This window comes from Nocardia cyriacigeorgica, from assembly GCF_010868145.1.
GTDB classification, from domain to species: domain Bacteria; phylum Actinomycetota; class Actinomycetes; order Mycobacteriales; family Mycobacteriaceae; genus Nocardia; species Nocardia cyriacigeorgica_D.
The window spans coordinates 81,574-93,853 of record NZ_JAAGUY010000001.1; the positions used below are offsets into that span (position 1 = coordinate 81,574).

Below are 12,280 nucleotides of genomic sequence, written 5' to 3' on the forward strand. Positions count from 1 at the left end.
CGAGCTTCGGCACCACTGGTGCCGTCCTGATCGCGGGTGCGTGCCTAGATATCGAGCACGTGTGGCAATCCGGCCCGGAAACGATCGGCGTCCAGCTGCTTGGCGGCCTCGAAAATCGGTAGGCTGACCAGCGGATGGATCGTCACGCGGGGCGCAGGGTCGCCGGCGGCGTCGAGGATGGCGTTGGCGGCCGAGCGACCGGCTTCGTTGGCGCCCTCCATGGTGGCCAGGTCGATATGGGTGCGGACGTGGTCGCCGCCGAAGAAGAGATTGGGGATGGCGCAGTGGGTGTCGGGGCGGTTGGTGTATGACCCGACAGTGTTCACCAGCAGCGGAGTCTCGTTGTAGGTGGTGCCACCGGACCAACTGATGCCGGGGTCCAGGTGCCAGGAATGGATATCGTCGGCGCGCAGCCAGCCGGTGCCGGTATTGAGCCATTGCTCGAGCTGGGCCCACACCTCGGTCGCGATCTCGTCCTTCGAGCACTGCTTGGCGGTCTTGCCGTACAGGATGCCGGGAGTGTCCCAATCGGAGACGTCGACCGACAGGCATTCCACCGCTCGGCCGTCACCGTACCGTTGTGCGAAATCGCCGACCCACATCGGTGCCTGTCGCAGCGCGGTGATGGCCCACGGTGAGCCGAGCGCCGCGATATGCCCCTCGGGGATATCGGATGGCCGGGTCAAGTAGTACTGGATGCCGACCATCCAGTCGGTGACCAGCTCCGCCATCCCCGTCAGCCGCGGATCGGCCGCCAGGATCGCGGGGCTCAGCAGCGGCACCGTCCGCTCGACGGGCATCGCGCAGAGAAACCAATCCGCTTCGACCGTCGACGCGGCGCCACCGGAGTCGACGACCGTCGCGCCCGCAATGCGGCCGTTGCGCAGATCCAGTGCGGTCGCGCGCTGATCCATGACGAATCGCACGCCGCGTCCGCGCAGATACGCTACCCACGGATCGATCCACGCCTCATTGGTTGGCCGGTTGAGAATGCGGTCGATCCCTGCGGAGTACTGCGGAATCAGTCCGGTGCCCGCAAGGACCAGCGCCTCCCCGATAGTGCCGATGGTGCGGGCCGAACTCATATGCGGTTTCGCGGCCACGGTGATGCGGGTCAGCGCCGACACCAGGTAGTCGCGGTAGGCCTGCGATTTCCCTTCCGCGCGCAGGATCTGCTCCCACGTCAGGTATTCCCACTGCCCGAACCGTCGTTCGTTCGACGAAGTGAACCACATCATCATCTGCTTGGCGAAGAACGCCAGCTCGGCGGGCGGTAGTTCGGGGATGAAGCCGAAGCCCGTCATGATCGTGTTCTGCAACAGTTCGGGAGTGAGCTGGCCGATCGCGGCGGGCTCGACCGGAAGGAATACCGGCGCTCTGCCACGGAATCCGGCGACCGTCCCTTCGACTCGGACGAGATTGCCCGCTACACCATCCGGATTGCCAGGAAAAGGTATGCGGCGCATGGTATCCGGCAGATTCTGGTAGCAGCCGGGGAAGAACCGGAAGCCGTGCTCGCCGGGCAGATCCAGGCGACCGCCGGCGGCGGTACCAGGGACGCCGAGGCTGCGCGCCTTACCGCCGAGGTAGGCAGGCTCGTACACGGTCACCGTATAGCCGCGTTCGATCAATTCGTGCGCGGCCGACAATCCGGCCACACCACCACCGAGAATCGCGACCGTCCGGTCGACCCCGGCGCCGGGGGAGCGGCGGCCGGGCGCGGCGGCGGAGGTTGCGGCGGTGCCGCCAAATGTCAGGGCGGCTCCCGCGACGACGGCGCCGCGCAGCACATCGCGACGGGTCCAGGATGCGGCCGTATTCGATTGCGGTTCAGACATGTTCGTCTCCAGCGCGGAAGGGGTGATCGGCGAGTGCCGGCGAGTCCAGCAGAGTGAGAGGGCGGCGGGTGGAACGCAACGCGGTTCGGGCCTCGTGCCAGTCGGCGGCGGCGTCGCGCAGTTCGCGGGTGACATCGGCGAGGACCGCGCCCGCGGCGGTCGGACTGTGCCGGACCGCACCGGCGGCCAGACCGACCGCGCGGCGCGGAGTGAATACGGCGCCTGGCTCGGTGGTGCGCGAGAAGATGCCGGTGACCGCGGCAGCCAGTGAGGGGTCGCGAGTGGCGGTGCGGTACAGCTCGATTTCCAAGGGATGCATGTCTTCTGCCCGTGCGAGCCGGTTGGTCCACTGATAGATCGGCAGACAGTCGCGCAACCGCCGGTCGGCCCAGTGGGCCATTGCGATATCGAGTGCCTTCGGATGCTCGAGCAGCGGGGCAGCGGTCTCCGCGAGTAGTCGGCCATATCGCAGCGCGTCGCGGATGCCTTGAGCCGTCACCGGGTCTTTGAAGTGGCCTGCGTCCCCGGCCAATGCCCAACCGGGCCCGCTGGAGAGCCGGAAGTAGGAGGCGATGCCGGTCGCCGAACGCACCCGGCCGACCCGTTCGCAGTCCCGTAGCCGTTCGGTGAGACCCGGAATGCGTGTGATCGCTTCGGAATAGCGCTGTTCGGCGCGTCCGGGCCCGACGCCGGATTCCTCGCCGACGGGTGGTTGTACCAGCGACAGCAGGAGACCGTCATCGCACGGAAAGGCAGTGCCGAGATCACGTCCCGCACGCCACTGGGCGGCGATATGCCGCCATGACGACGCCCCATCGCGCCAGTACGCGTAATAGCATTCGCGCCCGCTCGGCGTCGTCAGGAAGGGCTCACTCGCACCGCACAGCCGCGCCACCGTGCTGCGCCTGCCATCGGCGCCAACCACGAGCCGGGCGCGCACTTCGACGACGGTGTCGTTGCGGTCGCGGTAACGCACACCGGTACACCGGCCATGCGCCCAGACCAGTTCGATCACCCGTCTGCGTTCCCGGACATCGGCGCCCGCCGCACGGGCAGCGCCGACCAGCACGGCGTCCAAACCGGTGCGGCGCACGCACATCGCGTAGTCGATCCCGTCGGCAGGGGTGAACTCCGACGGCACCCGATACCCGCCGCCTGCGGCGAACGCCGAGGTGAGTCGTGGTGCGCCGAGCTGTTCGACCTGATCGAGCACCCCCAATGCGCGCAGCTCGGCGAGCCCGCCGGGCCACAGCAGATGAGTCGACAGCGTGTCGGACGGGAAGTGCGCGCTGTCGAGGACCACGACCCTGCGGCCGGCCGCGGCCATCGTGATCGCGACGGCGGAGCCCGCGCAGCGCGCACCCACCACGATGACGTCGGTGTATTCGACCGCCGTACTGGAGGAATCGGCCATTCTGATCCTCGGTCATCGCGTCTCGGACACTATGTCCGATCGATCGTGAACCTCGGTTGCGCCGATGTCAACGGTCGATGCCGATTCGGCCGGATATTCGCGGTTCGAGGCACAATGGCCGCATGGAGCACTGGACCGGACATCGGACAGGCCGCAGGCCGGCCGCTGCGCGGACGGGCACCGGATGCCGTCGCTGACCCGCGTTCCGCGCGGCGCCCGCAAACCACCCGACGACCGTCGCGCCGAATTCGAGCGGCGCGTACTGGTGGCCGTCGAGGAGCTGCTCGCCGACGGAACGCCCTATACCGAGCTGGCCGTGCAGAAGATCGCCGCTGCCTCGAAATCGGCGAGATCGACCTTCTACCGGTACTTCCCGGACAAGAGCCGGTTGCTGATCCGGATGGCGGATCTGGCCACCACCGATCTGTTCGACGCCGCCGAACAGTGGTGGACCGCTGACCACACCGACGGTGTCGACGGAGTCGTGCAGGCGATCAGCAGTATGATCGCAGGCTTCCGCACACATCGGTACCTGCTCCTGGCGCTCACCGAAGTCTCGGCCTACGACCGTGATGTCGGCGCGTATTGGCGCTCACGCGTAGCCACCTTTGCCACGATGGTCCGGGCGCGCCTTGACGCCGACCGTGCGGCGGGGCGGATCAGCTCCGCCATCGACCCGACCGCGACCGCCGTGGTGCTGACCTCGATGGTGGAACGGTCTATCGCGGTCGCGTTCTCGGCCGACACCGGCATCTCCGACGACGTCCTCGCCGACACCCTCGGGCGGGCGATCTGGCTCGTCGTCTACGGCGACGCGCCGCGCGCCACGCCGTGACGCGCCGGTCGTTCGTGTGTCTTCCCTCGGATCGCGAAGGCGTGCTGTTCAATTGATGCCGCCAGCGTCTCCAGCATCACTCCAGCATCCGAAAAGGAGCACGAACGTGAGCATGATTCTCGTTGCGCTGCACGACAGCTACGGAACGGTGGTCGCACAGATCGGCAACCCGACCCCGGAAGCGCCGCCGTTGGCGGACAAAATCATGCAGCTGACCCGGTATCTCACCTGGTTCGTTCTGCTGTCCGGGATTACCGCGATCACCTACGGCGGCGGTCGATTCGCGTGGGAGAAGTGGAGTGGCGGCGGCCTGCAGTCACCCAAGATGGTCGCGGGCGCCATGGCCGGTGGTGTGGTCGCCACCAGCGCGGGAACCATCATGAACGCCGTTATCGGCGCCTGACCCAGGTCTGCGCGCGTGATGCGGGTGTCCATGCACTGTGTGGACGCTCGCATCGAATTCGATCGGTCCCGTCACCGGGTGTCGTCTGATCCGGCCATTGTGGCCGAAACGTAATTTACTTCGACCGTGTTTCGGCCCCGAGGAACCTGTGCCGCCATGTTCTGCTGAGTCGGTGACCAAGGAACGTCGCGCGCAGGCTTGGTCCTTTAGGGCCGGGTTAGCGCTTCGGGTCGATGACAAACTAATGCGCTATCATGTCAGAAATGGGAGTGAAGGTGATCAAGCGGGCTTACAAGTACCGCTTCTACCCGACTCCCGAACAGGTCGACCAGCTAGCACGCACCTTCGGGTGCGTCCGGTACGTCTACAACCGGGCGCTCGCGGAACGATCCCGCGCCTGGACTCGAGAGCAACGGCGAATCTCGTATGCCGAGTCCGACAAGATGCTCACCGCCTGGAAACGCGATCCCGAAACGGAATGGCTCACCGAGCCGTCGAAGGGACCGCTGCAGGCGTCCCTGCGCAATCTTCAGGGTGCGTTCGACAAGTTCTGGCGCAAGCAAACTCGCTACCCGCAGTTCAAGAAGCGTGGCCGTTCGAAAGACTCGGCGACGTACTTCGCGAACTGCTTCATCTACCGCGATGGCCGTATCAAGCTCGCCAAGCAAGCGGAACCGCTGAACATAGTATGGTCCCGGCCGTTGCCGACGGGTGGGCGGCCGTCGCAGGTGACGGTGTCCAAGGATTCAGCGGGCCGCTACCATATTTCGATCCTGGTAGAGGCGACGATCGCCGAACATGCGTCCACAGACGCGACGCTCGGTGTGGATGCGGGAATCACCAGCCTGTACACATTCTCGACTGGGGAGAAGGTTTCGAATCCTGGGCACGAGAAGAACGACCGCGCCAGCCTTGTGAAGGCTCAGCGGGGGTTGGCGAAGAAACAGAAGGGCTCCAGAAATCGTGCGAAGGCACGGTTGAAGGTGGCCCGTATCCATGCGCGGATTACGGATCGGCGCATGGATCATCTGCACAAGCTCTCGACTCGACTGGTGCGCGAGAACCAAGTGATCGCCATCGAGGACCTGAGCGTGCGGAACATGGTTCGGAATCACCGGCTCGCGCGGGCGATCTCGGACGCCTCATGGTCGCGGTTCCGGACCATGCTGGAGTACAAGGCGGATTGGCACGGGCGGACCGTGGTCGCGGTCGACCGGTTCTATCCGTCGTCCAAGACATGCTCGACGTGTGGTCGGATCAACGACATGATGCCATGGCGAGTCCGGGAGTGGGAGTGCCCGTGCGGTGCACGCCACGATCGGGATGTGAACGCGGCGAAGAATATTCTTGCGGCCGGGCTGGCCGTGCAAGCCTGCGGAGATGGTGTGAGACCGCCTCGCGGCTAATGCGGGGAGGCAACCGTCGATGAAACAGGAAACCTCTGCCGTGAGGCAGGGAATCTCCGCCCTCCAGGGCGGAGGGGATGTCAATTCAGTTCCCACTGAAACACACAACCCGGCGCGGGCCCATGCTGGCACACCGCCGGGCCGGGGCGATCGGCCTCGAATCGTCACCGCCGTTGAGGGACCGGGCGGATCTTTGCCGCCGCTGACCAGCGCGACAGATCTAGCCGGATACCGCGCGCCGTGTCGTCCCTCGCCACCGAATCAACACGTCCGTGCCTTCGCGCCATGCGCAATCGACCCACGCGGCCCCTGCGCCTGATCGGACGTTGCGGCGACACCGTAGAGCGGACGAGAAGGAGACCACGTGGCGTCGAGCGAACACACCGGCGGCTCCATCGAAGACCTGCTCCTGCGCAGCGGACGCTTCTTCACCCCCGGTGAGGTCTCGCCGGACCGCCGCACGGTCACCAGGGAAGGCGGCCGCGAGGGCGACGTGTTCTACCGAGACCGCTGGAGTCACGACAAGGTGGTGCGCTCCACCCACGGCGTCAACTGCACCGGCTCCTGCTCATGGAAGATCTACGTCAAAGACGACATCATCACCTGGGAAACCCAGGAAACCGACTATCCGTCGGTGGGCCCGGACCGGCCCGAATACGAACCGCGCGGCTGCCCGCGCGGCGCCGCGTTCTCCTGGTACACCTATTCGCCGACCCGGGTGCGGTATCCGTATGTGCGCGGGGTGCTGCTCGACCTCTACCGCGCGGCGAAGGCCGAACACGGCGACCCGGTGACGGCGTGGGCGGCGATCCAGTCCGACCCCGACCTGCGCCGCCGCTACCAGCAGGTGCGAGGCAAGGGCGGTCTGGTCCGGTCGAGCTGGGAGGAAGCCACCGAGATCATCGCCGCGGCACATGTGCACACCATCAAGACCTACGGCCCGGACCGGATCGCCGGATTCTCACCCATTCCCGCCATGTCGATGGTGTCCTTCGCCGCGGGCTCACGGTTCGTCGAACTGCTCGGCGGGGTGATGACCTCGTTCTACGACTGGTATGCCGATCTGCCGGTTGCCTCGCCCCAGGTATTCGGCGATCAAACCGATGTCCCCGAATCCGGTGACTGGTGGGACGCGGCATATCTGATGATGTGGGGCTCCAATGTGCCGGTCACCCGCACGCCGGACGCGCATTGGATGGCGGAGGTGCGCTACCGCGGCACCAAGGTGGTCACCGTCAGCCCCGATTACGCGGACAACACCAAGTTCGCCGATGAATGGATGCCGTGTGCGGCGGGCACGGACGGCGCCATGGCCATGGCGATGGGGCATGTGATCGCCTCGGAGTATTTCGTCCGGCGCCGCGAGCCGTTCTTCGTCGACTACGTCCGCCAGTACACGGACCTGCCGTTCCTGATCAAGCTCGAAGAGCGGGACGGACGCCTGGTTCCGGGCAAGAACCTGACCGCGGCCGACATGGGGGAGTCGTCGGAAAACGCTGCCTTCAAACCGGTATTGCTCGACGGCGCCACCGGAGCGCCCGCGGTGCCACACGGGTCACTCGGCTTCCGGTTCGGCGCCGAAGGCGTCGGCAAATGGAATCTGGACCTCGGCGATCTCGCGCCCGCCCTGACGGTCGATTCGAGCGACGCCGCTACCGCTGTCATCACACTGCCGCGCTTCGACAGCATCGACGGTAGCGGTAGCACCATCGAGCGCGGCGTACCCGTCCGCAGCGTCGCCGGGCATCGGGTGTGCACGGTATTCGACCTGATGCTGGCTCAGTACGGTGTCGCGCGTGCGGGCCTGCCCGGGAAATGGCCGACGGGATACGACGATCCCGACTCGCCGTGCACCCCGGCGTGGCAAGAGTCCATCACCGGAGTTTCCGCAGCCCAGGTGATTCGGATCGCGCGCGAATTCGCCGACAACGCCATCGAATCCGGTGGCCGTTCGATGATCATCATGGGTGCGGGGATCTGTCAGTGGTTCCACGGCGACGCCACCTACCGCGCCATCTTGAGTCTGCTGCTGTTGACCGGGTCGATGGGCCGCAACGGCGGCGGCTGGGCGCACTATGTCGGGCAGGAGAAGTGCAGGCCGGTGACGGGCTGGGCGACCGTCGCGATGGGCACCGACTGGAATCGGCCACCACGCCAGATGGCGGGCACCTCCTACTGGTACGTGCACACCGACCAGTGGCGCTACGACGGTTACCGCGCCGACGCCTTGTCCGCGCCGACCGCTCGTGGCCGGTTCCGCGGCAAGCACACCATCGATGTGCTGGCCTCGGCGGCGGCAATGGGCTGGACCCCGTTCTATCCGCAGTTCGACCGTTCGACGCTGGAGCTGGCCGACGAGGCCCGCGCCGCCGGCGTCGATCCGGTGCAGTACGTGACGGAGCGACTGGCCGATGGCGAAGTGCAGTCCGCGCTCGCCGACCCCGACGCCCCACAGAACTGGCCACGGGTGCTGAGTGTCTGGCGAGCCAACCTGCTCGGCTCCTCCAGCAAAGGTAACGAATACTTCCTGCGGCATCTGCTCGGTACGACGTCGAATGTGCAAGCCGAGCAGACGAAGCCGGAGCTGCGGCCCAACGGTGTCGCGTGGCGTGCACAGGCCCCTGAGGGCAAGCTCGATCTGCTCATGTCGATCGACTTCCGCATGACATCGACCACCATGCTGTCCGATGTGGTGCTGCCCGCGGCCACCTGGTATGAGAAATCCGATCTGTCCAGCACCGATATGCACCCGTATGTGCACGCCTTCACCCCGGCAATCGACCCGCCGTGGGAGGCCCGTTCGGATTTCGACGCCTTCGCCACCATCGCCCGCCGGTTCTCCGCCATGGCCGAGAAACATCTCGGCCAGCGCACCGATCTCGTGCTCGGCACACTCCAGCACGATACGTCCGGTGCCATGGCGTATCCCGGTGGTACCGAAATGGATTGGCGCACTACGCGTGTGGCGCCGGTGCCGGGTGCGACGATGGGGCCGCTGGTCGCCGTGGAACGGGACTACCCCGCGATCGCGGAGAAATGGTCGGCGCTCGGCCCGCTCGTCGAATCGAAGGGGCTGACCACCAAGGGCGTCACCGTGCATCCGGATCAGGAGGTCGTCGAACTCGGCCGCAAGCACGGCGTGATGAATTCCGGTGCGGCGGCGGGACGCCCGGCGTTGGATACCGCCGACAAGATGGCCGAGACGATCCTCGCGCTTTCGGGCACCTCCAACGGCAGGTTGGCGGTCGAAGGGTTCCGCGAGCTGGAGAAACGCACCGGCCGCAGGCTCGCGCATCTGGCCGAAGGCAGTGCGGAACGGCGGATCACCTTCGCCGACACCCAGGCCCGGCCGGTGCCGGTGATCACCAGTCCGGAGTGGTCGGGCAGTGAGACCGGCGGGCGGCGGTATGCGCCGTTCACGGTGAATATCGAGGAGCTCACACCGTTCCACACCCTCACCGGCCGCATGCATTTCTACCTCGACCACGATTGGATCGAGGAACTCGGCGAACAACTGCCGATCTACCGGCCACCGCTGGATATGGCGCTGCTGTTCGACGAACCGCGGGTGGGGCAGGCTCGTGACGGTGTCGGAATCACGGTCCGCTATCTGACCCCGCACTCCAAGTGGTCGATCCACTCGGAGTACCAGGACAACCTGCTGATGCTGTCATTGTCGCGCGGCGGCCCGACCATGTGGATGAGCCCCGCCGACGCCGCGAAGATCGAGGTCGCCGACAACGAGTGGGTGGAGGCGGTCAACCGCAATGGCGTGCTGGTGTGCCGCGCGATCGTCTCCCATCGCATGCCCGAAGGCGTCGTCTATGTGCACCACGCCCAGGAACGCACCATCGACGTGCCGCTCACCGAAACCACCGGCACTCGCGGCGGTATCCACAATTCGCTGACCCGGCTGTTGATCAAACCGACCCATCTGGCCGGTGGCTACGCCCAGACTTCGTTCGCCTTCAACTATCTGGGGCCGACCGGTAATCAACGCGACGAGGTGACCGTGGTTCGGCGCCGCAGCCAGGAGGTGAAGTACTGATGAAGGTGATGGCGCAACTGGCGATGGTGATGAACCTCGACAAATGCATCGGCTGCCATACCTGTTCGGTGACATGCAAACAGGCGTGGACCAACCGCTCCGGCACCGAATACGTGTGGTTCAACAATGTGGAAACTCGTCCCGGACAAGGGTATCCGCGCACATACGAAGACCAGGAGCGTTGGCGCGGTGGATGGGTGCGTGACCGCAAAGGCCGCCTGCGGCTCCGTGACGGCGGCAGGTTCGCGAAACTCAGCCGCATCTTCTCCAACCCGAAGATGCCCGCCATGGACGACTACTACGAGCCGTGGACCTACGACTACGAGAACCTCACCAACGCTCCGCTCGGTGACCAGATGCCCGTGGCGCCGCCGCGCAGCCTGCTGACGGGCAAGCCGATGAAGGTCGGGTGGTCGGCGAACTGGGACGACGACCTCGGCGGCTCACCGGAAATCGTGCCTGGTGACCCGATTCTCGCTCAGGTGAGCGAGAAGGTCCGGCTGGAGCTGGAACAGACGTTCATGTTCTACCTGCCGCGCATCTGCGAGCACTGCCTCAACCCCGCGTGCGTGGCGTCGTGTCCGTCGGGGGCGATGTACAAACGCACCGAGGACGGCATCGTGCTGGTGGACCAGGACAAATGCCGCGGCTGGCGCATGTGTGTATCCGGATGCCCGTACAAGAAGGTGTATTTCAACCACAAGACCGGCAAGGCCGAGAAGTGCACGTTCTGTTATCCACGCGTCGAGGTCGGCATACCAACGGTCTGTGCGGAGACCTGTGTCGGTCGGCTGCGATACATCGGCCTTGTGCTCTACGACGTGGACAGAGTGCTCGACGCCGCCTCCGTCGCCGACGACCGCGACCTCTACGAAGCTCAGCTCGACACCCTGCTCGACCCCGCCGACCCGGAGGTCGTCGCCGGCGCGCGAGCACAGGGTATCCCCGACAGCTGGATCGACGCCGCACGGCGCTCACCGGTGCACGCGCTGATCAAGAAGTACCGGGTGGCATTGCCCCTGCATCCGGAATACCGCACCATGCCGATGGTCTGGTACGTGCCGCCGCTGTCGCCGGTGGTGGATGCGGTGAGCCGCGACGGTCACGACGGCGAGGCCGCGGGCAATCTGTTCGGTGCCCTGGAGGCTCTGCGCATCCCCATCGAATACCTCGCCGGATTGTTCACCGCGGGTGATACCGACATCGTCGCGGGAGTGCTGCGCAAGCTGGCCGCGATGCGCTCATATATGCGCGATATCAATCTCGGTCGAGAACCGCAGGGGCATATTCCGGCCGCTGTCGGGATGAGTGAGGAGCAGATGTACGAGATGTACCGGCTGCTCGCCTTGGCGAAATACGACGACCGGTACGTGATTCCGTCCGCCTACGCCGAGGAAGGGCATCGGCTCGAGGAGGCGGTCAGCGAATGCGCGCTCGACTTCGACGGCGGCCCGGGGATGTACGGGGAGGGCCCGTTCGGCGAATCCAGTGGCGGACCGGTCCCGGTCGCGGTGGAGACCTTTCACGCGCTGCGGCAGCGGCAGACCAGCGAATCATTCGGCGCGACCGCAAGCAACCCGTCCCGGGTCAACCTGCTCAACTGGGACGGCAACGGCGTACCGGAAGGGTTGTTCCCGGCCGGTAATGACAGGCGAGATGGAGTACGCCGATGAAGTGGGGTAGGCGTCGCGGCACCGAACCCGACCCGCGACGGCTGGTGTGGCAGTCGGCCTCGCTATTGCTGGCCTATCCGGACGCTACGCAGGATGCGCGCCTCGGCACGGTCGAGGCGTTGTGCGATCGGTTGTCGGCTGAACGCGCCGAGCCACTCCGGACGACCGTCGCGCATCTGCGGCGGATCCCGGTGTCGGAGGCGGCCCGGCACTACGTCGAGACCTTCGACCTACAGCGGCGGACCACCCTACTGTTGACCTACTGGACCGACGGTGACACCCGAAATCGCGGCACCGCCATGCTCGGATTCGCTCAGACCTACCGTGCGGCGGGCGCGACGCCTCCCACGGGGGAGGCACCCGACCATCTCGCGGTCGTGCTGGAATTCGCCGCGACCGTCGACCCGGGCGGGGGCGGCCACCTGCTCGCCACGCATCGGCATGCCATCGACGCGGTGCGTACCGCGTTGGCCGAACGCGAATCGCCCTATGCGGCAGTGCTCGGCGCGGTCGCGGCGTCCTTGCCAGCAGCGTCGGACCAGGATGTGCGTCGCGCCCGCGAACTGGCCCTGGCCGGTCCGCCCGTCGAACAGGTCGGCCTGCAACCGTTCACGCTGACCGTGCCGCCGCGCCGCAGCACCGCCGGACAGGGAGGTCGCTGAC

8 protein-coding genes are annotated in these 12,280 nt (G+C 66.2%); 6 read left to right on the top strand and 2 right to left on the bottom strand.

Annotated features, from left to right (window positions below):
• Positions 1 to 44 precede the first annotated feature (44 nt).
• Positions 45 to 1,838, bottom strand: coding sequence for a hydroxysqualene dehydroxylase (locus GV792_RS00410; protein ID WP_175583218.1), 1,794 nt, complete (start codon positions 1,836 to 1,838; stop codon positions 45 to 47).
• On the bottom strand, positions 1,831 to 3,252 hold the full coding sequence (locus GV792_RS00415) for an NAD(P)/FAD-dependent oxidoreductase (RefSeq protein WP_163821583.1): 1,422 nt from the start codon (positions 3,250 to 3,252) through the stop codon (positions 1,831 to 1,833). The genes GV792_RS00410 and GV792_RS00415 overlap by 8 nt, the downstream gene beginning before the upstream one ends.
• A 64-nt stretch (positions 3,253 to 3,316) precedes the next feature.
• Here GV792_RS00415 and GV792_RS00420 point away from each other — a divergent pair, with 64 nt between their 5' ends.
• The 6 genes from GV792_RS00420 to narJ all read left to right on the top strand — a co-directional run bounded on the left by GV792_RS00420 (position 3,317) and on the right by narJ (position 12,279).
• Positions 3,317 to 4,087 (top strand): TetR/AcrR family transcriptional regulator, encoded by a 771-nt coding sequence (locus GV792_RS00420; protein WP_256668216.1) that lies wholly within the window; start codon positions 3,317 to 3,319, stop codon positions 4,085 to 4,087.
• A gap of 112 nt (positions 4,088 to 4,199) precedes the next feature.
• Complete coding sequence (locus GV792_RS00425) at positions 4,200 to 4,490, top strand: hypothetical protein (RefSeq protein ID WP_175583219.1); 291 nt, start codon at positions 4,200 to 4,202, stop codon at positions 4,488 to 4,490.
• Between the two features lie 263 nt (positions 4,491 to 4,753).
• Positions 4,754 to 5,896 carry an RNA-guided endonuclease TnpB family protein gene (locus GV792_RS00430; RefSeq protein ID WP_163821585.1) on the top strand — a complete coding sequence of 381 codons (1,143 nt, stop codon included), beginning with the start codon at positions 4,754 to 4,756 and terminating at the stop codon, positions 5,894 to 5,896.
• 364 nt (positions 5,897 to 6,260) lie between these two features.
• Positions 6,261 to 9,944, top strand: coding sequence for a nitrate reductase subunit alpha (locus GV792_RS00435; protein ID WP_163821586.1), 3,684 nt, complete (start codon positions 6,261 to 6,263; stop codon positions 9,942 to 9,944).
• Positions 9,944 to 11,617 (top strand): nitrate reductase subunit beta, encoded by a 1,674-nt coding sequence (narH, locus tag GV792_RS00440; RefSeq protein WP_163821587.1) that lies wholly within the window; start codon positions 9,944 to 9,946, stop codon positions 11,615 to 11,617. Before GV792_RS00435 ends, narH begins: the two co-directional genes overlap by 1 nt.
• Complete coding sequence (gene narJ / locus GV792_RS00445) at positions 11,614 to 12,279, top strand: nitrate reductase molybdenum cofactor assembly chaperone (RefSeq protein WP_163821588.1); 666 nt, start codon at positions 11,614 to 11,616, stop codon at positions 12,277 to 12,279. Before narH ends, narJ begins: the two co-directional genes overlap by 4 nt.
• Position 12,280 lies beyond the last annotated feature (1 nt).